The organism is Haloarchaeobius sp. HME9146 (assembly GCF_025399835.1).
Lineage (GTDB): Archaea > Halobacteriota > Halobacteria > Halobacteriales > Natrialbaceae > Haloarchaeobius.
In genome coordinates this window covers 3227313-3246732 of record NZ_JAODVR010000001.1, presented here as the reverse complement: position 1 = coordinate 3246732, position 19420 = coordinate 3227313, and the positions used below count along the sequence as shown (strand labels likewise).

Annotated in this window: 20 protein-coding genes; 10 read left to right on the top strand and 10 right to left on the bottom strand. The window is 68.3% G+C overall.

The annotated features are described in order from the left end of the window. Positions 1 to 27 precede the first annotated feature (27 nt). The gene (locus N6C22_RS16695; RefSeq protein ID WP_261652259.1) at positions 28 to 447 is read right to left on the bottom strand and encodes an N-acetyltransferase; all 420 of its coding nucleotides are present in this window, start codon (positions 445 to 447) and stop codon (positions 28 to 30) included. Further along, the gene (locus N6C22_RS16690; protein ID WP_261652258.1) at positions 444 to 1805 is read right to left on the bottom strand and encodes a DUF92 domain-containing protein; all 1362 of its coding nucleotides are present in this window, start codon (positions 1803 to 1805) and stop codon (positions 444 to 446) included. Before N6C22_RS16690 ends, N6C22_RS16695 begins: the two co-directional genes overlap by 4 nt. Positions 1806 to 1903: 98 nt before the next feature. Here N6C22_RS16690 and N6C22_RS16685 point away from each other — a divergent pair, with 98 nt between their 5' ends. Then, on the top strand, positions 1904 to 2512 hold the full coding sequence (locus N6C22_RS16685; RefSeq protein ID WP_261652257.1) for an undecaprenyl diphosphate synthase family protein: 609 nt from the start codon (positions 1904 to 1906) through the stop codon (positions 2510 to 2512). Positions 2513 to 2545: 33 nt separating this feature from the next. Here N6C22_RS16685 and N6C22_RS16680 read toward each other — a convergent pair whose 3' ends face one another. Continuing rightward, positions 2546 to 3163, bottom strand: coding sequence for a hypothetical protein (locus tag N6C22_RS16680; protein ID WP_261652256.1), 618 nt, complete (start codon positions 3161 to 3163; stop codon positions 2546 to 2548). A gap of 114 nt (positions 3164 to 3277) precedes the next feature. Next, on the bottom strand, positions 3278 to 4201 hold the full coding sequence (uppS, locus tag N6C22_RS16675) for a polyprenyl diphosphate synthase (RefSeq protein WP_261652255.1): 924 nt from the start codon (positions 4199 to 4201) through the stop codon (positions 3278 to 3280). A gap of 131 nt (positions 4202 to 4332) precedes the next feature. On the opposite strand from uppS, the gene N6C22_RS16670 reads away from it, so the two are divergent. From N6C22_RS16670 to hemA, 4 genes are all read left to right on the top strand, one after another. Then, a complete protein-coding gene (locus tag N6C22_RS16670) occupies positions 4333 to 4737 on the top strand; it encodes a DUF5778 family protein (protein WP_261652254.1) in 405 nt (134 codons plus the stop codon). Between the two features lie 212 nt (positions 4738 to 4949). After that, positions 4950 to 6020 (top strand): Lrp/AsnC family transcriptional regulator, encoded by a 1071-nt coding sequence (locus tag N6C22_RS16665; protein WP_261652253.1) that lies wholly within the window; start codon positions 4950 to 4952, stop codon positions 6018 to 6020. A 139-nt stretch (positions 6021 to 6159) separates the two neighbouring features. Beyond that, entirely contained in the window at positions 6160 to 6807 is a 648-nt protein-coding gene (locus tag N6C22_RS16660; protein WP_261652252.1) for a bifunctional precorrin-2 dehydrogenase/sirohydrochlorin ferrochelatase, read from the top strand. Next, the gene (hemA, locus tag N6C22_RS16655) at positions 6804 to 8159 is read left to right on the top strand and encodes a glutamyl-tRNA reductase (protein ID WP_261652251.1); all 1356 of its coding nucleotides are present in this window, start codon (positions 6804 to 6806) and stop codon (positions 8157 to 8159) included. Before N6C22_RS16660 ends, hemA begins: the two co-directional genes overlap by 4 nt. On the opposite strand, the gene N6C22_RS16650 is transcribed toward hemA, so the two are convergent. Together N6C22_RS16650 and N6C22_RS16645 are read right to left on the bottom strand one after the other, a co-directional pair. Further along, entirely contained in the window at positions 8143 to 9657 is a 1515-nt protein-coding gene (locus N6C22_RS16650; protein WP_261652250.1) for a sorbosone dehydrogenase family protein, read from the bottom strand. The two genes, hemA and N6C22_RS16650, sit on opposite strands and share 17 nt — an antisense overlap. A gap of 41 nt (positions 9658 to 9698) precedes the next feature. Then, positions 9699 to 10544 (bottom strand): hypothetical protein, encoded by an 846-nt coding sequence (locus N6C22_RS16645; RefSeq protein WP_261652249.1) that lies wholly within the window; start codon positions 10542 to 10544, stop codon positions 9699 to 9701. A 96-nt stretch (positions 10545 to 10640) separates the two neighbouring features. On the opposite strand from N6C22_RS16645, the gene N6C22_RS16640 reads away from it, so the two are divergent. Together N6C22_RS16640 and lwrS are read left to right on the top strand one after the other, a co-directional pair. Further along, on the top strand, positions 10641 to 10916 hold the full coding sequence (locus N6C22_RS16640; RefSeq protein ID WP_261652248.1) for a 4a-hydroxytetrahydrobiopterin dehydratase: 276 nt from the start codon (positions 10641 to 10643) through the stop codon (positions 10914 to 10916). Positions 10917 to 10929: 13 nt separating this feature from the next. Next, on the top strand, positions 10930 to 11301 hold the full coding sequence (gene lwrS / locus N6C22_RS16635) for an LWR-salt protein (protein ID WP_261652247.1): 372 nt from the start codon (positions 10930 to 10932) through the stop codon (positions 11299 to 11301). A gap of 6 nt (positions 11302 to 11307) precedes the next feature. On the opposite strand, the gene N6C22_RS16630 is transcribed toward lwrS, so the two are convergent. Continuing rightward, the gene (locus N6C22_RS16630) at positions 11308 to 12315 is read right to left on the bottom strand and encodes a M48 family metallopeptidase (RefSeq protein ID WP_261652246.1); all 1008 of its coding nucleotides are present in this window, start codon (positions 12313 to 12315) and stop codon (positions 11308 to 11310) included. Positions 12316 to 12408: 93 nt separating this feature from the next. On the opposite strand from N6C22_RS16630, the gene N6C22_RS16625 reads away from it, so the two are divergent. Next, entirely contained in the window at positions 12409 to 13101 is a 693-nt protein-coding gene (locus N6C22_RS16625; protein ID WP_261652245.1) for an HAD family hydrolase, read from the top strand. A gap of 21 nt (positions 13102 to 13122) precedes the next feature. Here N6C22_RS16625 and N6C22_RS16620 read toward each other — a convergent pair whose 3' ends face one another. The 3 genes from N6C22_RS16620 to glp are packed head-to-tail and all read right to left on the bottom strand — an operon-like array spanning position 13123 to position 18056. Beyond that, the gene (locus tag N6C22_RS16620; RefSeq protein WP_261652244.1) at positions 13123 to 14892 is read right to left on the bottom strand and encodes a M3 family oligoendopeptidase; all 1770 of its coding nucleotides are present in this window, start codon (positions 14890 to 14892) and stop codon (positions 13123 to 13125) included. 60 nt (positions 14893 to 14952) lie between these two features. Beyond that, complete coding sequence (locus N6C22_RS16615) at positions 14953 to 16839, bottom strand: molybdopterin biosynthesis protein (protein WP_261652243.1); 1887 nt, start codon at positions 16837 to 16839, stop codon at positions 14953 to 14955. Then, positions 16836 to 18056 carry a gephyrin-like molybdotransferase Glp gene (glp, locus tag N6C22_RS16610; protein WP_261652242.1) on the bottom strand — a complete coding sequence of 407 codons (1221 nt, stop codon included), beginning with the start codon at positions 18054 to 18056 and terminating at the stop codon, positions 16836 to 16838. The genes N6C22_RS16615 and glp overlap by 4 nt, the downstream gene beginning before the upstream one ends. Positions 18057 to 18182: 126 nt before the next feature. Here glp and N6C22_RS16605 point away from each other — a divergent pair, with 126 nt between their 5' ends. Together N6C22_RS16605 and N6C22_RS16600 are read left to right on the top strand one after the other, a co-directional pair. After that, positions 18183 to 18980: an E3 ubiquitin ligase family protein gene (locus N6C22_RS16605; protein WP_261652241.1), complete on the top strand. Its 798-nt coding sequence runs from the start codon at positions 18183 to 18185 to the stop codon at positions 18978 to 18980. Positions 18981 to 19055: 75 nt separating this feature from the next. Next, positions 19056 to 19415: an Hsp20/alpha crystallin family protein gene (locus N6C22_RS16600; RefSeq protein WP_261652240.1), complete on the top strand. Its 360-nt coding sequence runs from the start codon at positions 19056 to 19058 to the stop codon at positions 19413 to 19415. Positions 19416 to 19420 lie beyond the last annotated feature (5 nt).

The following is a 19420-nucleotide window of genomic DNA, read 5'->3' as shown; positions in this document are numbered from 1 at the left end:
GCGCGTCGTAGTAAAACCGGTTGCTGCCTACAGCGGTCGCCGCAATCGCAGGGCGTCTCCACCGTCCTCGAAGTAGCCGGGCAGCCGCGTCTCCACCACGAACCCGAGTTCCTCGTACAGGTCTCGGGCACCCTCGTTCTCCGGCTGGACCGTCAGCGTCACGGCCTGACAGCCCGCGCGCTGGAGGTGGACGAACAGCGCCTGGAACAGGCGTCTGCCCCGTCCCTCGCGCCGGTGTGAGGGAGCGACCGCCAACTCGGTCGCGAAGGCGGGCTCGCCGGTGAAGGCGTGGATGTACCCAACCACGAGCCCGTCCGCTTCCGACACCAGCGTCACGCCCGGTGGCATGTCGGAGAAGAGGTCGGATGCGGGTTCGTGGAGACACGTCTGGAGGGCTCGAATCGAAGGGAGGTCTCTCGGTTCCGCGGCGCGAATCACGTCGGTCACAGCACGAGGACGAACGCGGCGACCGCGACGATGGCTCCCGAGAGCGTCGCGAGGAAGTTCACACCCTGGTTCCCGACGACCGCGCCCTCGATGGTCGCACCGAGGAGGCTGTCGACGGTCATGCCCGCAACGCCGGCGAGCAGGACGATGCCGCCGCCGGTCGGGGTGACGGTCATGCTCGGGTCGACGCCCGGGAACACCGCGATTGCGATGATACCCATGGCGAGCGCGCCGGCGATGCCCGCGAGTTCGCCCTGCCAGGTGACCGCGCCGTCGGTGCCCGGTTCGACGCGCTGCCAGGTCGTGACGAGGCGCGGGTCGTCGAAGATCGCGCCGACCTCGCTGGAGAGCGTATCACTGAGTGCGGTCGAGAGCGAGCCGGCGAACGCGAACAGGAAGTAGGTCGCGTCCACCGGGAGGAGCTCGACGGTCGCCGCGGCGAACCCGAGGACGGACGCGAGGGCGACCGCGGCGTTCCCGAGGACGTTCCCCGTGCCACGAGCGCCGTCGTTCTCCTCGGCGACACCGCGGTCTTTCTTGATGTCGTATCTGAACTTGGTGGCGAGTGCGCCGACGCCGAAGAAGGTGATGAGCAGCGAGAACCAGCCGAGGCCGCCAAGGACGATGGTGAGGACCGAGAGCAGGATGCCGGTGAGCATCCCCTCGACCGAGGCGGTCTGGAGCGCATAGGAGACGTATCCGAGGGCGAGTGTCACGAGGATGGCGGCGGCGACGTCTTGATAGTGAACCTGCGGGGCGAGTTCGGAGAGCAGCCAGAGGAGCAGGCCGACCGAGAAGAGGACGAGCGAGTCGTCTCGTTCGAACAGGAGCGCTCGCAGCAACGCGCCGAGGAACGCCCCGCTCGCGGCGAGGAAGGCGAGTTTCGGCAGTACGTCGGTCGGGATGGTGCCGGTCGTCAGCCAGATGGTGATGGCTTGCCCGGCGACGCTGGCGACGAACCCGCCAGCCATGAAGCCGGTGCTGGCGGCGAACGGGCCGCGCCGATACCGTTTGACCAGCTCGGAACAGAGGTTGCCGTAGACGAGCAGCAGGACCGTCCCGACGTACACGTACAGCGGGAGCTCCGGGACGTCGCCGGTCGTCAGGATGGAGGCAGTGGTGAGGAGACCGAGACCGGTGAGAGAGAGGACGAACCCGAGGAGACCGTACAGACGGTTCTCCTCGCGGTCGCCGGGTCTGGCGAACAGCTCGAACAGCGGCCCGTCGGTGACGAACGCTGCCCCTACGAGTGCGGCGAGGGCAAGCGGCGCGGCGGCGGCCACCCCGTATGCGGGGAGTACCAGCACGAGCGTCCCGACGGCCGCGAAGGCACCTGCTCTCCGGACTGCTGTAGTCACGCGAGTCCCCCTTTTCCCGGCGGTTACTTACCAATTCCGAAGCCATTGGTCGGCCGCGAGACGACAGGTTCAGGGGCCAGTGGCCGCAAACCGTGCGTGTGGGACTGTACGACAGCTATCTCGCGATGCGTGTCCGCATGGACGACACCCCGTTGCCAGAGCACGTCGCCCTCGTCATCACGGAGCGCGACCTGCTCGAACAGGGTGCCTACGAGACGCTGTCTCGCTTCTTCAGGTGGGCGTTCGAGTTCGGTGCCGAGCGCATCACCGTCTACGTGAGCGTCCTCGACGCGGCCGCGGCCCCGACGCTGGCCCGCCAGTTCGACCAGATAGACGCGCCGGCCGAGGTGGCGGTCCGCGGCCCGGAGGACGGCGAACGCGCCGACGCGCCCATCCAGGTGGGTATCGGCCTCGGCGGCAAACACGAGTTCACGAACGCGGTCAGGAACGTCGCCAGCGAGGTGGCCGAGGGCGACCTCGACCCCGCGGACATCGACGAGTCGGACATCGAGGAGCGGCTGGTGTTCCCCGCGGAGCCGGACCTCGTCATCAAGACCGGTGCCGAGCGACTCTCCGATTTCATGATCTGGCAGTCGGTCTACTCCGAACTCTACTTCACCGACGTGAACTGGCGGGACTTCCGACGACGGGACTTCCTGCGGGCGCTCCTGGAGTACCAGGACCGGAACCGACGGTTCGGCCGGTAGAAGGGGGATATTCCACAACCCGGTAGAAGGGGGCTATTCGACGACCCGGTAGCCCTCGGCTTCGAGCGCGCTGGTGACACGCTTGTCGAGCGTCGCCTCGCGTTCGGCGGGGAGCTTGCTGATCGCGAGGTCCTGCCGCCAGAGGGTCAGGTCGGTGTCGTTCTCGCGCGTGACGAAGTGGTAGCGCCGGCCGTACTTCTCGCCGTTGTTCCCGTACGCGAGGACCATGACGTAGGGCTCACCGACGTAGGTGTGTTCGCTGTGCTCGGCCTCCTCGAGCCCCCAGTGGCCGAACTGGTGGACGGTCACCCGCTCGAAGTCGGTGAGGTTCGTCGCGTAGGTCTGGTTCACGAGCTTGCGCTCGAACTCCTCGCGGTCCCACTCGCGGATGTCGACGTCGCCGTCACGGGTACGTTCCGCGACGACCCGGTCCGGGGTGATGTCGGTGACGGCCCACTGCTTGATGAGCGGCGATTCCACGTCCCGGTCGGCGTCCTTGACGATGTCGCCCTCGGCGACGCGGAAGTAGGAGGGGCGGGTCGGTCGCCACTCGATGAATATCTCGTCGGGTGTCTGCCAGACGTGCGCGGGCTGACCCAGGATGGTCCGGGTCTCCAGCTGGTCGTCCTGGCCGGGTACGCTCTCTGCCATACGTTACCAGACGGTGCCGGCGAGATTAACGCTCTCGTCGGGCTGGTGACCCGAACGGGTCGTTAGTGGCTTGTGCTCAGACAGAACGGTCCTGACCGGAAGGGGGTGCGTTGGTCAGTCGGCCGGCTGTGGCTCCTCGGCGACCCGGTTCGCCTCGTCGCGCTCCTCGCCCGAGAGCGAGTCACGGAACCGGTCGACGACGGTCCGGGCCTCCTCCAGTTCGGCGGTCCCGAAGGCCCGGAGCAGGGCCAGCGCGCGCCGGGCACGGGTCTGTCGCCACGACTGCTCGCGGTTCTCGTAGGTCCGGATGGCCCGGAGGAAGTCCACCTTCGAGAACTCCGGCCAGTACGGCGCACAGAAGAACACCGCGGCCTCGTTCCCGTTGGCGTGCCACGGCAGGAAGTTCGAGGTGCGCTCGTCGCCGCCGGTCCGGATGATGAGGTCCACGTCCCGCACCGACCGACCGTACAGCCGGTCCTCGATGGTTCCCACGTCGATGTCCGCGGGGTCGAGGTCGCCCGCCTCGACGGACTCGCCGACGGTCCGCGCGGCCGACAGGAGTTCGTTCCGGCCGCCGTAGGCCAGCGCGATGTTCAGCACGAACCGGTCGTAGTCGCGGGTTCGCTCGTCGGCGTACCGGACCGCGGACCGGACGCGCTCGGGCAGCATCGACACGTCGCCGATGGCCCGGATACGGACCTCGTTCTCGTGGACCTTCTCGTTGTCCGCGAACTCGCGGAGTTTGCGCGCGAGGAGGTCGAACAGCGGGTCGAGTTCCTCCTGTGGGCGCTCGAAGTTCTCGGTCGAGAAGGCATAGAGGGTGAGCTCCTCGATGTCGAGGTCCTGACACCACTGGAGCACCTGCTCGGTCGTCTGGGCACCCTCGCGGTGTCCGTCGGGTGCGTCACCACCCTGTTCCCGGGCGTACCGGCGGTTCCCGTCCTGGATGACCGCCACGTGGGTCGGGGTGCCGGATATCTCGCGACGCAGCAGTCGCTCGTAGCCGGCACGCCACTGTCGCTTGAGCCACGAGCGCATTTGCTGATGCTAACACCGAAGGCGCTAATGTGTCTTGTGTTACGGGTTCGTCGTCCCCTGTAACCGGCCGCCGAGGGCGGCGACGGAACCGGACCGTGAGTGCTAACTGTGGGGCGAGCAGAGTCCCGCGCATGGCCGACACCATCGACGACGACCTGAAGCGCCGCACGAAGGCTCTGCTCGAACCGGGCGACATCCAGCTCAACGGGGCGATCGTCCACACCGAGTACGCCGGACAGGAGGACGTCCAGATGATGCAGGCGACCCTGGACGTGGGCGACATCATCGCCGAACACGCCGGGCACGACCCGAAGGACGTGTACGTCAACTCCGGCAACGACGACCCGGACTTCTCCTCGAACCAGCACCAGGGACTCACCCTCGACGGCGAGGAGTTCGTCTGGGAGTGCCAACAGCTCCTGCGCAACGGCAGCTTCGACGTCGTCATCTACTACGAGGCGACGGCGGACCACGAGGCCATCCTCGCCGACATCGAGGAGCTGGGGTACGACGTGACGGGCGTCCTCGGCTCTTGAGCCGGGGGCTTGAGAGGCCATGCCTCTCAGCGTCCGCGGCGACTGAGCCGGGGGCTCGGTGGACGCAGTCCATCGGCGTCCGTGGGGACTGAGCCGGGGGCTCGGTGGACGTGTTCATCGGCGTTCGCGGCGACTGACTGCTGTTCTCGGGGTTCTCGCCTGCTTCGACCGAGGCCGAGGTCCTTATGTCTACCCGACACCGAGCACGGGGCATGGGAAGGGCGGTCGATTACGAGATGGATAGCACAGACCGCGCCATCGTCAACGCGTTCCAGGGTGGGTTCCCGGTGGTGGCGCGACCTTTCGACCCCGCAGCGGCGGCACTCCGCGACCGCGGCATCGAACTGACGGAGGGCGAACTCGTCGAGCGGGTGCGCCGACTCGACGAGGAGGGCGTGCTCACCCGGTTCGGGCCGCTCATCAACGCACAGCAGATCGGGGGGACGGCCACGCTCGTGGCCATGCACGCCCCCGAGGACCGCTTCGACGAGGTCGCCGAGCAGGTCAACGCCCACCGCGAGGTGGCACACAACTACGAGCGCGAGCATCCACACCTGAACATGTGGTTCGTCGTCAGCGTGGCGGACGCGGACCGCGTGGACGAGGTGCTCGCCGAGATCGAGGAGGAGACGGGCCAGCGGACGTACAACCTGCCGAAACAGCAGGAGTTCCGCGTCGAGGCGAAGTTCTACGTCGACGCCGTCATCGAGGGCGGGTCGGTCGACCTCACCGGCCTGGGCCCGAACGAGGAACCGTCCGGGCGGAACACGCTCACGCCACAGGAGCGCGACCTCGTCCTCGAGATACAGGACGGGTTCGAAGTTACGGCGACGCCGTACAGCGACGTGGCCGAGGCCATCGACGCCGACCTCGACTGGGTGCTCTCGACCATCCGCCGGTTCGAGCGCGAGGGGAAGATCCGCCGCATCGGCGTCATCCCGAACCACTACGCGCTCGGGTACACGGAGAACGGGATGACCGTCTGGAACGTCCCGGACGATCTGGTCGACGAGGTCGGCCCCGAGATAGCGGGCCTGGAGTTCGTCACGCACTGTTACGAGCGCCCTCGCCACGACGGCGTCTGGCCGTACAACTTCTTCGCGATGACCCACGGCAGGTCCGAAGAAGAGAGCCAGCAGCGCATCGAGCAGGTGCGCGAGAAGATGAGCGAGTTCTGGGACGTGGGCGAGGACGACTGGGACTCGCTGTTCTCGACGCGCATCCTGAAGAAGACGGGCATCCGGATGGCCGAGCGCGCCGAGGCGAACACGGAGTCCGAGTGACCGCCGCCGGCGTCGACAGCCAGCCCCCCGAACGTGTCGGGGACCGTTCCAGCGCGGTGAGAGTGGACGCTACCCTTTTATGCATCTCGTCCAATCCACAGCACGAGACAGTGTCGTTCGACCACCAACGGAGGGACACATGATACCGCTACTCCACGATTTCGAGGGTGAGACGGTCCTCGTCGTCGGTGGCGGCCGGGTCGGGGCCCGCAAGGCCCGCCGGTTCGCCCGCGAGGCGCGCGTCGTCGTCGTCAGTCCCGACTTCGCCGACGCCGACTTCGGCGGTGCCGAGCTGGTCGAAGCCACCCTCGACCCCGAGGACGTGCCCGACTGGCTGGACCGGCTGGACCCGATGCTCGTGGTCGCGGCGACCGACGACGGGGAGTTGAACGCCGCTATCGAGCACGAAGCCAGGGCACGAGACGTGCTCGTCAACCGGACCGATATTCACGGGAGCAGGGAGCGCGGGAGCGTCGTCGTTCCGGCGACGGTGCGTGACGACCCGGTCGTCGTCTCCATCTCGACCGGTGGCGCGTCGCCCGCCCTCTCGAAGTACCTCCGTGAGCGACTCGAGGACGAACTGGCCGGCGCAGGTGCCATGGCCGAGTTGACTGGCTACCTGCGCGACGAACTTCAGTCACGGGGCGTGGACCCGGCCGAACGCCGGGCCATCGTGCGGGACGTCGTCAGACAGGATGACGTTTGGACAGTTTTACGTACTGGTAACACCAAGCCCCGTCAGATAGCGCGTGAGGTCCTTCGGGACCGCGCACTCACCGAGAAATGAACGCAGGAACAGGCGTCATCACCGGCGTACGTGTCTCGCACTCAACGGCCAGCGTCGACGACATCGCGGCCGCAAGCGGCGAGTCACAGCGAGCCGTGGTCGCCACGCTCCGCGCCCGTGACGGTGTCAGAGAGGCGTACTGCCTCCAGACGTGCAACCGTGCCGAGGCGTACGTCGTCACCGACGACCCCGTCACCGGGCGGGCCGTCGTCACCGACTACGCGAACGACGTGCCGGACGACGTGGTCGAGTACATGGGCCACGAGGAGAGCCTGCGCCACCTGCTCCGGGTCGCTGCCGGCCTGGACTCGCTCGTCCTGGGCGAGGACCAGATCCTCGGGCAGGTCCGGACCGCCTACGAGGATTCGCGCGCCGAGGACGGCATCGGCCAGATGCTCGACGACGCGGTGCTGAAGGCCATCCACGTGGGCGAGCGCGTCCGCACCGAGACCGACATCAACGAGGGCGTCGTCTCGCTGGGCTCGGCCGCCGCCGAACTCGTCGCCACGAAGCGAGACCTCGACGGCGCGACCGCACTGGTCGTCGGCGCAGGCGAGATGGCCACGCTGGCCGCCCGCGCCCTCGCGGACCGCGGCGTCACCGACCTCGTGGTCGCGAACCGCACGCTCCCACACGCCGAACACCTCGCCGAGCAGGTTGACATCGACACCGAGGCGGTCACGCTGGCCGCGCTCACGACCGTCGTCGACCGTGCAGACGTGGTCGTCACGGCGACCGGGAGCGACGACCCGGTTCTCACCGCAGCCGACCTCGACGACGGGAACGACCACGTCGTGGTCGACCTCGCGCAACCCCGGGACGTGGCGACAGAGGCCCGCGACCTCGACCACGTGACAGTGTACGACCTCGACACGCTGGAGGACGTCACCGAGGAGACGCGCGAACAGCGCCGCGAGGCCGCCGAGGCCGTCGAGGCGCTCATCGACGAGGAGTTCGACCTGCTGCTCGACCAGTACAAGCGAAAACGCGCCGACGAGGTCATCGCCGCGATGTACGAGTCCGCCGACCGCATGAAACAGCGCGAGGTCGAGACGGCGCTGTCGAAGCTCGACCTCGACGAGGAGGAGCGCGAGGTGCTCGAATCGATGGCGGACTCGCTCGTCGGCCAGTTGCTCTCCGCCCCGACCAAGAGCCTGCGCGAGGCCGCCGCCGAGGACGACTGGACGACCATCAACACCGCACTCCAGCTGTTCGACCCCGATTTCGGGGCCGACGCACCGCCGATCGCGAAGTTCGCGAAGATGGGTGAGATGCCCGACGAGATTCCCGAGGGCGTCGCGGAGGAACTCCCATCGGACGCTCCGGTCGGCGCGCTCAGCGACGACGACTGAGTTCTCGAGCCGCGTATCCGCCGATTCCAAGCCCCGCCAGCGCCGCCAGCGGGCCGAATCCGGGCGTCCCGCTCGAGTCGTCCGTCCCGTCTGCAGTCCCATCACCATCACCATCAGGAGCCGGCTCCGTGCTGTCCGGTTCGGTGTCCCCGCCACCCGCACTTCCTGCGGCCGTCACCCGCGAGACCACGCCAGAGTTCCCCGAGAGCCGCGCGCTCCGGGTCGTGCCGACGTACAGTTCGCCGTCGTGGTCCTCGCCGAAGGAGAGCAAGAGCGACTCGAGGACCGTCCCCTGGCCCGCGACCTGTACGCTGGCCATCGGCCACTGGCCATCGTCGGTCGGGTCCGCGACGTACAGTCTGCCGCCTGAACCGCCCCGCCAGTCGCCGAAGAGGTACCGGTCCGCGAGTTCGGGAACCGCGTCACCCCGGTACAGGTAGCCACCGACGACCGCGATGCCGAGGGTTTCGCCGTCGCGCTCGTGGGGGTACTCGACGACCGGGTCGACCAGTGGGTCGCCGTCGGGCGTCTCGGTCGGGCAGGAGTCGGCCGAGTAGCAGTGTGCACCCTCGCGGACGTTCCAGCCGTAGTTGCCGCCCGCGCGGACCACACTGACCTCCTCGTAGCGGTTCTGGCCCACGTCGGCGACCAGCAGGTCCTCGCCCGCGAAGGACATCCGCCACGGGTTCCGGAAGCCCCAGGCGTAGTGTTCGTCGAGGCCCTCGCGGCCGACGAGGGGGTTGTCGTCGGGGATGGCGTAGGGCTCGCTGCCGTCGGTCCCGTCCACGTCGATTCGGAGGATGCTCCCGAGCAGGTTCTCGGTCACATCCTGGCCGTTGCCGCCCGAGACCGCGTCGTACCAGTCCGCGACGTGGCCCGTCCCGCGGTCGCCACCGCCGCCGCCGTCGCCGGTTGCGACGTAGAGGTATCCATCGGGACCGAAGACGATGGCACCGGCGTTGTGGTTCGACTGTGGCTGCGGAATCTCGAGGACGGTTCGCTCGCTCTCCGGGTCGGCCGAATCGCCGTCGGCGGTGAACTCCGCGAGCACGAACGTGTGGGAGTAGTTCGAGGGGGTACCGGACCGCCGCGGGGCGCTGTAGCGGGCGAAGAACCGGCCGTTTTCCTCGTACTCGGGATGGAACGCCAGCCCGAGCAGCCCGCGCTCCTCGTAGCCACCGAGCGAGACCATCCGGTCGCGCACGTCGAGGAAGCGGCTGCGCTCCCCGTCTTCGACCACGTCGACGGTGCCGGTCTGGTCGACGACGTAGGGTCGGTCGTCCCCGGGGGCGAACTCGACACCGAGTGGCGCGGTGAACCCCTCGGCGACCGATTCGAGCGCGATGGTCGGGCCGGCCGCGAGGCCGGTGTCGTCGGCGTTGCCGAGGCTCCCAGTCACGCAGCCCGCGCCGAGTGCGACCCCGCCCGCCGCCGCAGCGCTGGCGAGGAAATGGCGACGGGTGCGACGCCGGCCACCGGCTATCGGTCTCCCTGTCATGTGATTGGGTAGGGCCGCCAGCAGGAAAGGTGGCCGGTCGCTCAGACGAGGGTCTCCGTGACGTAGTGTGATGCTGCCCGAAGCGTCGCCTCGCTCAACTGCCAGGTGTGCTCCCAGCGCCGCGGGCGCAGTTCGAGCCCGTCGTGCCGGGAGAACGCCTCGTGGTTGTAACAGCCCGAGCCGTGCCAGCGGGTCTCCCCGCCGAACACCGTGTCGTCGGCGTACGCGGTCGCCATGGGCGTGACGAGGACGGTCCCGAGTTCGCGCATCACGACCGCGCCGAGGTCGTGTTCGCACCGGGAGTCGACCTGCGTCTCGGCGGCGTCACCGGTCAACACGGTGTGGAGCCACTCGTGGACCGCGATGTTCTCCGAGACGGCGCGCCCGTCCCAGATGGCGGTCGCGCCGACGTTGGCGAACGCGACGGCACCCCCGTCACCCACGACGCCGTTCGCGCCGCCGTAGCCGAGCGCCTGGTTGTACGGCTCGTTCGGGAGGAACAGGTGGCAGGCGGTCGGGTCGTAGGCGTCCTCGGCACGCAGCCAGGACTCCACGTCGGCGAACAGCTGCTGGTACGTCCCCATCCCGACCCGTGACTCGGGAATCGGCGCGCCACGGGTGACCGACACGTCGACGGCCACGTCGTGACCGTGTTCGAGGCGGTACGCGACCTGTTCGACGCCGTTCGCGACGGCCTGGGCGATCTGTCTCGTCCGTGTCGACCAGCCGAACCGGCTGTCGGGATGGACCTGCACCGCGAGGCGGGCGGTCGGGCGAGACGTCTCGTGTGTGGCGGACGCGAACTCGGGGGCGGACGCGAGCCCGAGGGAGCCGAGCGCGCCGAGGCCGAGGGCTGCGAGGACCGCTCTCCTGGAGGTCGGGGGCACGGCCGGCGATTCGACGGCGGGCCGTATCACGTTTCCCCCGGACGGTGCAGTGTCTATGCCCCAACGATTATTTGAACCGGCATCGATGTTTCCGCCATGGCCGACGTGCTGTCAACCGACGAAATCCAGGAGCAACTCCCCGAGGGGTGGTCGCTCGACGGTGACGAGATCGTCCGGACCTTCGAGTTCGACGACTACATGAAAGGCGTCAATTTCGCGCAACTGACGGGTGAGATCGCCGAAGCCCAGTTCCACCACCCGACGATGATAATCCGGTACAAGGAGGTCGAGGTCCGCTTCACCAGCCACGAGGAGGGCGGCATAACCGAGAAGGACATCGAGATGGCGCAGTTCCTGAACAGGGAAGTCTGAGAGGGAGCCGACGATGCACGCCGAGTACGTCGTTGCTGTCCGGTTCCGACTCGACCCGACCAGCGCCGACGTCTCGGTGACCCCGAACGAGTTCGAGACCACTCTGCTGCGGGAGGCTGACGAGCCCGGGACCGACGGCTGGCTCTTCTTCCGGGACAACCTCTGGCGCGGCGAGTTGAACGACCCCGCCTACGTCCGCGAACTGGCCGAGGACGAACTGGGCGTGACCGTGCTCTTCGTCGAGTTCCGGGGGCTTCGGACCGACGACGAGTACTTCTCGGCGCTCAAGGAGGCTATCGGTGAGAATCTCGACCTGTTCCGGGCGGATTCGGTCCACGAGGTGCTGAACAAGTACCTCGGGAGCTCGATACAGGTCGAGGACTGAGTCGGGTCAGGCGCGCTGTCGAAGGCGCTCGATGCGGGATTCCGTCCGCGGATGGGTTCCCGGGAGTCTGTTCGTGAACTGGATGCGCAGGCGCTCGAACGTCCAGCCGTAGGGTAGCCGCGTGCCCTCGGGCCCGAGCAGCACGTCGGGCGTCGGGTCCTCGGGCGGCGGCGGGACGATGGAGAACGCCTCGACCCTGTCGGTGGCTCGCGGGTCGAGGGTCGGTGCCGCGTCGAACCGCTCGTCGAGGCTAGCCAGCGCGCTCGCGAGCGCACCCGGCTGGCCGGTCACCTCGACGGCGGTCCGGTCGGCGGCGAGTTCGCGCTGGCGCGAGAACAGCAACAGGAGGCCGCGACCGACCACGAGGAAGCAGCCGCCGACCGCCACCGACGCGCCGGCGGCGAGCAGTCCGACCAGGTTCCCATCCTTCCTGGCGATATCGTCGCTCCCGAGCGTGCCGAGGCCCCACTGGAACAGGTCGTCCGCGACGAACACAGGGATGGCACAGAGGCTGGTGAGCGTCACGTCACGGTTCGCCACGTGGGCGAGTTCGTGGGCGACCACGGCGGCCAGCTCATCGGGGTCGAGCGTCTCGGTGACGCCGGTGGAGAGGACCAGTGTCGCGTCTCGCCGGCGAAGCCCTGTGACCATCGCCAGTGGCGTCTCGCTCTCGACTAATCGGATGGTGGGTGCCGGGATGTCGAGTTGCTGGCTGGTCGTGGTGACGAGTCGTGTCAGTTCGGCCGGTGCGTCGCGTCGCCCGCGACCGAGACCCTGGAGGGGAGAATCGCCGAGTTCCCGCCGTACCGACCAGCCCATGACGACGAGGGTGCCGAGGGCCCCTGCAGCGAGCGAGAGCACGACGCCGCCCTCGCCACCGCCGCCGAGTCCGACCACGAACAGCGAAGCACCCGTGAAGACCACGAAGAGGACACCACCGAGTGTGAGTGTGACGACGAGCAACCCGAACAGGGCGACGACCATGCGGAGGGAGAGGGCCACCGAGCGGGACATGTCACATCGCAGTCCGTCTTGCCCGATAGTTCTTCTGTCGTATCACGAAAGCCGGAAAGCATTTAGCCGAATATTGCCTACGTTCTGTTCCTTATGCGACCTGCGGACTACGACTTCTGGCTGTTCGACCTCGACGGTACGCTTATCGACGTCGACTGGTCCTACACTCGCGAGGTGTTCGACGACGTCGGCGCGATCCTCGGCCGGGAGTTCACAGACCGCGAGGCACACATCATCTGGAACGGCCTCACGGGCAAGCGCGACGACCAGCTCCGCGAATGGGGCATCGACCCCGCCGAGTTCTGGCCCGCCTTCCACTCCATCGAGAACCCCGACGTGCGGGCCGAACGGACGTTCCTGCACCCGGACGCTGAGTTCGTCGGGGAACTCGACGCCCCCGTCGGCCTCGTGACGCACTGCCAGCAGTTCCTCACCGACCCCGTCATCGACCACCTCGACATCCGCGACTGGTTCGACACCATCGTCTGCTGTACCGACGACACGGGCTGGAAACCGGACCCGGACCCGGTGTACCGCGCCCTCTCGGAGATGGACGTCGACTACCGGCGGGTCGCCTCCGACGGCGGCTTCGGGTCCGTGGCCGACGGCGTCCTCGCCGGCGACGGCAGCTGTGACGTGGGCGCGGCCTGGAACGCCGGCCTCGACGCCATCCACGTCGAGCGCCACGGCCACGAGAAGCGCGGCCACTGCGTCATGGGCGACTACCGGGTGACGAACTTCGAAGAACTGTGGCGACAGGTCGATTCCGAGACGGCAAGCGACTGAGTGTTCGGTCGGTTCTCTCCGCTATTCTGCCAGCGCGTCCAGATACTCGTCGTACTGTTCGATACCCGTCGCAACCATGCTTCCGTCCCGGACCGACAGGCCCAGCCGGTCCAGCAGGGTGACGGCGTACTCGCTCGACCCGGCCCGCAGGAAGTCCCGGTACGTCTCGGGGGCGAGGTCGCCGTCGAGCAGGCGACTGGCCGTCGCCAGCCCGCCGACGGACCCGAGCAGGTACCAGTAGGCGTGACAGGGCTCGCGGTCGAGGTTCTGGCTCATCCAGAGCGTCGCGTCGGCGTCATCGAAGGTCACGTCCGGGTAGAACCGCCGCATCGTCTCCAGGTTCCGGGCGTCGATGTGGTCCGCGGTGAGCGTCTCGCCCGATTCGATGTCCCGGAACAACTGGCGGACGAACGCCATACCGCGGGCTGCCGCGAGCATCGGGAGCTTCCGGGTGAACGTGTCGAGGACGTGCCGCCGGTCGGCCTCCGCTTCGAAGGTGTCGAGCAGGTGGCGGACAAGCAGCGCCTCGTGACAGAAGCTCGCTATCTCGGCGACGTGGTCCGGGTAGGACTGGTAGGTCGTCGGCTGTGCCGCGTCGAAGTGGTCCTTGTGCATCACGTGGCCGAGTTCGTGGACGAAGAAGAGCAGCGACCAGAGGTCGTCGGCGTAGTTCAGGTGGACGAACGAGCCGACCTCGTAACTCCCGAACGCGGCTGCGACGATGCCGCGTTTCTCCTGGGTCTCGTACACGTCGACCCGGCGCTGGTCGAGCAGGTCCGCGAGTCTGTCCTGGTAGTCGCTGCCGAGCGGTTCGACCGCCGCGAGGACGTGTTCGACTCCCTCGTCGTAGGGAATCTCGGGTCCGTCGCCGGTCGCCAGTGGGGCGGCCCGGTCCCAGTTGTGGAGGTCGTCGCCGTCGAGGTCCTCCCGGATGTACTCTAGCCGGCGGGCGAAGGGGTCGTAGTTCTCCAGGACTGCGTCGGTGAGGGCTTCGTGCACCTCGGTCGGGAGGTCGTCGGTCGCCATGTCGATGGCCGAGTCGTAGTCCCGGACGCGGGCCCGGGTGGCGGCCGACCGGAGGTGCTCGGCGTAGGCCTGGGCCGTTGCGATGCGGTGCTCGGAGAGCGCGTCGCGGTAGGCGTGGTGGACCTGTCGTCGAACCTCGCGGTCTTGGTGGCTCAACAGCCGCCCGAACGACTGACCGGTGACGGTCAGCGTCTCGTCGCCGACCTCGACCGTCCGGGCCTCGACCGCGGCCGAGTCGATGCGTTCGAGGACCCGCGAGGGCGCGTCGAGCGCGTCCTCGAGGTCGGTGAGCAGGTCCTCCTCGGCTGGGGAGAGCGTGTGTGCAGCGCGTCGGAGGGCGTCGTCGAGGAAGTGTTCGTACGTCTCGAGTTCGGGTGTCTCGGCGAGGAGGCGCTCGACGTGGTCGCGCCCGGCCTGCTGGATGGCCGGCTCCAGCCCGCTGAACAGGCCGTCGATGCGGGCTCGAAGCCCCCGGGCGCGCTCGCGGCGGCGCTCGGCGGCCTCGTCGTCGGTGTCCACGAGCAACTTGAGCTGCGGGTAGAGCCAGACCGGGCCCCGTTCCCGGAGGAGAGCCTCGCGGCGTTCGAGCGCGTCTCGGAGCGCCTGCCCGTCCTCGACCACCGATTCGTCGACCGGGTCGAAGGTCTCGACACGGGATTCGAGGGACTCGAACGCGGCTTCCCACGCCTCGTCGGTCTCGAACACGAGTGAACGGTCCCAGCGGTACTCGGCGTCGATGGCGGAGCGGGAGGGCAGCGAGTTCATCGACTGGACTTCGCCCAGCCGCCAGAAAAGTATTGGGCTGCAGACAGATATCCTGGTGGGCTACGCCTCCTCGTAGCCCGCGAGTATCGCCAGATCCTCGTCGATGGCAGCCAGCACCGCTTTCAACACCTGCATCCCCGACTTCTCGACCCTGTCCGGATTCGCGAGCACCTGCACCTGTTCCTCGCCCAGTGAGACGAAGTCCATGTCCAGCCGGTCCGCAGTCGCCCGCAGGCCGAGGCCAGCGTCGGCCCTCCCAGCCAGCACCTTCCGGGCCGGGCTCTCGTGGGCGCGCAGCGAGAGGTCGAAACCGTCGATCTCGGAGACGGTGTCGTGGCGGTCCTCGCCGCGCTGTTCGGCCAGTTCGGCGACCGCGTTCCCGAGACTCGTTCGCAAACCGGAGTCGGTCGTCCGGTTGACGAACCGGAGCTTCCGGTCCACGAGGTCGGCCAGCCCCTCGATGTTCTTTGGATTGCCGTCCGGGACCACGAGACCCCACTCGCGGGTCCACGAGCCGAGTACTTCAGAGTCGACCTCGCGTTCGAGTGGGCCGGCAGTGACCGCGAAGTCAGGTACGCCGGAGCGCAGTCGCCGGAGGCCCTGTCGCGACCCGACCGAGAGGTATCGCGGGGAGCCGAGGCGGTCGAGGACCCGCGAGAGGAGCGGGTCGTCCTCGCCGACGCCGAAGACGGTCGGGGGGCGCACGTCGGGCGAGAACAGCTGGACCTCGACCGACTCACCTTCATCGAGGTATTCCGTGTCGGCGGGAACCTCGACCACGCCGTCGGCCTCGACGAGGCTGGTGGTCGCGCCGGAGCCCTTGTCGACCGGGTAGACCAGCGTGTTGCCTTCCGCGTCCTCGACCAGTCCGGCGGGCATGAGCCGCATCCGCCCCTCCGAATAGCGTTCCTGCACGGCCATCGCCCCCTCGACGGTGGCGGTTCGGGGTTCCGGCAGGCCCGCCGCCCGGCGGATGGCCGGGGCGACGAACGTCCGGAAGATTGTGAGCGCGGAGACGGGATACCCGGGGAGGCCGACGTAGGCCGAGTCGTCGAGACGGCCGACCAGCATCGGTTTTCCGGGCTTCACGGCGACACCGTGGAGCAGGAGTTCGCCCTGGTCCTCGATGACCTGGTAGATGACGTCGACCGCGCTGGCGCTGGTGCTGCCCGAGGAGAGCACGAGGTCGCACTCCTCGCTGGCCTCGACGAGGATGCGCTCCATCTCGTCGTAGTCGTCGCCGGCGTGGGGGTAGAGCTTCGGGACGCCACCCGCTTCCTCGACACCCGACGCGACGGTGTAGCTGTTCACGTCGTATATCTGGCCGCGCTCGGAGTGGAGCTCGCCGCCGGGACGGACGAGTTCGTCGCCGGTCGAGACGATGCCGACTACTGGCTTCCCGTTCACCGGGACCTCCTCGACCCCGAGCGCCGAGAGCAGCCCGATTTCGCGCGAGGTGAGCCGGGTTCCGGGGCCGAGGGCGCGCTCGCCCGCCGCAACGTCCGAGCCGGCGAACATCACGCTGTCGCCGGGGGCGACGCCGGTGTAGACGCTGACGTGCTCGCGGTCGTCGGACTCCTCGGTCTTCTCGACCATGACCATCGCGTCCGCGCCGTCGGGCATGACGGCCCCCGTCGATATCTCCACGCACTCGCCGACGCCGACCTCGACGTCCGGTTCGGCTCCGGCGTGGACCTCCCCCACCAGATCGAGGACTGCGGGGTCGGCCTCGTCCGCGCCGAAGGTGTCCTTCGCCCGGAGTGCGTAGCCGTCGAGTTTCGCGCGGTCGAAGCCGGGCACGTCGATGGTCGCGTCGATTCGCTCGGCGAGGACGCGCCCGCGGGCGTCTTCGAGGGGAACGGTCTCTGCCTCGGGTTCGAGGTCGAGGCTCGCGATGGCCTCGTGCGCTTCCTCGGGCGGAGCCAGGTCGCGGAACTCCTTCCTCATGCCGACCACTCCCAGTTCTGGACCGCGATGAGGTCGCCTTCCGGCAGCCCCTCGATACCTTCGCGTATCTCGACCCATCCATCGGAGAGGGCGACCGAGGAGAGCACGCCCGAACCGCCTGCTCGCACCGGGACCGCCACGCGCTGGCCGTCCTTCGAGTCGAACCGGACTCTCGCGTACGTCCGCACGCCGGGTTCGCTCGGTATCTTCCGGTCGAGCATCGCCGGGTTCGTCGGCGGCTCCTCGATGGGGAGCGAGCCGGTCCACTTCACGGCGTACCGGAGGAACTGCACCGCGTTGACGATGCAGGCGACGGGGTACCCTGGCAGCATCACGACGGGGGTATCCTCGACCAGTCCCAGCGCGACCGGGTGGCCCGGTTTCAGGGCGACGCCGTGGACGAACACCTCGCCGAGTTCGTCGACCACCTCCGGGACGAGGTCGCGCTCGCCGACGGAGGAGCCGCCGGTGGTCGCGACCACGTCGTGTTCCTTGCAGGCGTCGGCGATGGCCGTTTTCAGTTGCTCGTAGTCGTCCGTGACCACGTCGTACCGGGTCGCCTCGGCCCCCCAGCGGTCGGCGAGCCGCGAGACCGTGAGCGAGTTCGTCTCGATGACCTCGCCGGGACCCGGGTCCGAATCCACGAGTTCCTCTCCGGTCGGAATCACGCCCACGCTCGGTGGCTCGAACACCGAGACGGACTCGATGCCGACCGACCGTAGCAAGCCAAGGTCCGAGGGCCGGAGCCGGTGGCCCGGGTCGTAGAGGTGCTGTCCCTCGCGCACGTCCTCGCCCACGGGCGCGACGTTCTCGCCTTCGGCCAGCGCGTCGAACACCTCGACCTCGTCGCCGAAGGTGTCCGTGTGCTCTATCATGACGACGGCGTCGGCCCCACCCGGGAGCGCGCTCCCGGTGTGGACCCGGACCGCCTCGCCCGGCATCGGGTCCTCGTCGACCACCCGAAGTATCTCCGGGGAGCGGTCGCTCGCGCCGAAGGTGTCGCTCGCCCGGACCGCGAAGCCGTCCATCGCTGCCTTCGGGTAGTCCGGCACGTTCCGGTCGGATTCGACCGGTTCGGCAAGCACTCGGCCGTCGGCCTCGGCGACCGTGACCGTCTCCGTGCGGTCGAGTTGTGTCACCCGCTCCGCCAACAACTCCCGCGCGTCGTCGACGCGCGTCCGGTCCTTGAAACCGGATTCCTTCCTGTCCTCGTCCATGACTTGAACTGTGCTCGGGAGCGGCAAAAGCCTGCGGGAGCATGACTTCGTGCGACTGGAACCGACCGCGTCCGAGGCGCACCCACCAAACGTGACAGTTATCTGGAACGCTGCTGAAGGGCCGGTATGGTCCTCGGTCTCTCCACGTTCGCACTCCTGCTCGTCCTCGTCGGCATCGCCTTCCTCGGCTACGGTGGGCGCTCGGTCCGCGACGCCTACCGCATCCAGGCCAACGACCCGAAATCGGCCTACGAGGCCCGGAACAGCGGCCCCTTCGAGATAGAGGGCACCGCGAAGCTCCACGAGGAGTACGTCCGGTCGCCGTTCACGGACGCCCACTGTCTCGTCTGTCACTGGAAGGTCGAGGAGTACCGCAGCAGCGGGAAGAACAGCCACTGGGCGACCATCGACGAGGGCACCTGGTGGCGGCCGTTCCGGGTCGAGGACGACACCGGGCAGGTGCTGGTCGACCCCAGTGGGGCGCGGTTCTCGCTCGACGAGTCGAGCCGTATCCACGTCGACGGCGGAACCATGCCCCCCGAGACGGTCCAGCAGTTCATCGACGCCAACGAGGACGTCGACTCGGAGAACACGTCGATGGACCTGAAGCTGTTCAAGCTCAAGACGGGCAACGACCGGCGCTACATCGAGGAACGCCTCGACATCGGGGAGACGGTCCACGTCCTCGGCCACAGCCGCCCCGACCCGGACCGCGAGTTCGGGTCGCGGCTGTACGCCATCGTCGGCGCGCAGAAACGCCTCGACAGTGGGTTCCTGGGGAACCTGCTTGCCCGTGCCATGGAGCCGCCGTTTCTCATCTCGGACACCAGCGAGGGCGGGGCGGTCCGCCGACTGCTGTACCGCGCGGCGGTGCCGAGCATCATCGGGGCCGCGTGTCTCGTGTTCGCCGTCGCCTGGCTGTGAATAGCTGGCATGGTCTCTCGCTCCTGCGGTACCGCATCCGCGGCCTTTTTCGCCCCCCGATACCAAGAGTCGGCCATGTCAGCGCTGCGTGACGCGTTACGGGAGCTGCCGGACGCGGTGTTCGCCGATTTCCTCGAGTCCGACGAGGCGTATCTGCTGGTCATCGACCTGCCGGGCGTCACCGCCGACACGCTCGACGTCTCCGTGAAGAACGGCCGTCTCAGCATCGAGGCACGCCGCGAGAAGGACGTCCCGCCCCAGTTCCGCTACGACCGGGAGGACCGGTCGATGTTCCTCGACGTGGAACTCCCCCTGCCGCCGGACGCGACGGCCGAGGGAGCCGACGCGTCGGTCGAGCGCGGTGTCCTCCAGCTCACGCTGCCCAAGCGTGGGGCCACAGAGGAGACGACCATCGAGATCACGGACGCCGAGTAAGCCCG

What these genes read in the sequence shown, in the direction of transcription:
- N6C22_RS16640 (WP_261652248.1), top strand. Translation starts at nt 10,641, where the DNA reads ATGGCCGACGTGCTGTCAACCGACGAAATCCAGGAGCAACTCCCCGAG.
- N6C22_RS16600 (WP_261652240.1), top strand. Translation starts at nt 19,056, where the DNA reads ATGTCAGCGCTGCGTGACGCGTTACGGGAGCTGCCGGACGCGGTGTTC.
- N6C22_RS16615 (WP_261652243.1), bottom strand. Translation starts at nt 16,839, where the DNA reads ATGAGGAAGGAGTTCCGCGACCTGGCTCCGCCCGAGGAAGCGCACGAG.
- glp (WP_261652242.1), bottom strand. Translation starts at nt 18,056, where the DNA reads ATGGACGAGGACAGGAAGGAATCCGGTTTCAAGGACCGGACGCGCGTC.
- N6C22_RS16660 (WP_261652252.1), top strand. Translation starts at nt 6,160, where the DNA reads ATGATACCGCTACTCCACGATTTCGAGGGTGAGACGGTCCTCGTCGTC.
- N6C22_RS16670 (WP_261652254.1), top strand. Translation starts at nt 4,333, where the DNA reads ATGGCCGACACCATCGACGACGACCTGAAGCGCCGCACGAAGGCTCTG.
- hemA (WP_261652251.1), top strand. Translation starts at nt 6,804, where the DNA reads ATGAACGCAGGAACAGGCGTCATCACCGGCGTACGTGTCTCGCACTCA.
- lwrS (WP_261652247.1), top strand. Translation starts at nt 10,930, where the DNA reads ATGCACGCCGAGTACGTCGTTGCTGTCCGGTTCCGACTCGACCCGACC.
- N6C22_RS16630 (WP_261652246.1), bottom strand. Translation starts at nt 12,315, where the DNA reads ATGTCCCGCTCGGTGGCCCTCTCCCTCCGCATGGTCGTCGCCCTGTTC.
- N6C22_RS16625 (WP_261652245.1), top strand. Translation starts at nt 12,409, where the DNA reads ATGCGACCTGCGGACTACGACTTCTGGCTGTTCGACCTCGACGGTACG.
- N6C22_RS16680 (WP_261652256.1), bottom strand. Translation starts at nt 3,163, where the DNA reads ATGGCAGAGAGCGTACCCGGCCAGGACGACCAGCTGGAGACCCGGACC.
- uppS (WP_261652255.1), bottom strand. Translation starts at nt 4,201, where the DNA reads ATGCGCTCGTGGCTCAAGCGACAGTGGCGTGCCGGCTACGAGCGACTG.
- N6C22_RS16665 (WP_261652253.1), top strand. Translation starts at nt 4,950, where the DNA reads ATGGGAAGGGCGGTCGATTACGAGATGGATAGCACAGACCGCGCCATC.
- N6C22_RS16605 (WP_261652241.1), top strand. Translation starts at nt 18,183, where the DNA reads ATGGTCCTCGGTCTCTCCACGTTCGCACTCCTGCTCGTCCTCGTCGGC.
- N6C22_RS16650 (WP_261652250.1), bottom strand. Translation starts at nt 9,657, where the DNA reads ATGACAGGGAGACCGATAGCCGGTGGCCGGCGTCGCACCCGTCGCCAT.
- N6C22_RS16620 (WP_261652244.1), bottom strand. Translation starts at nt 14,892, where the DNA reads ATGAACTCGCTGCCCTCCCGCTCCGCCATCGACGCCGAGTACCGCTGG.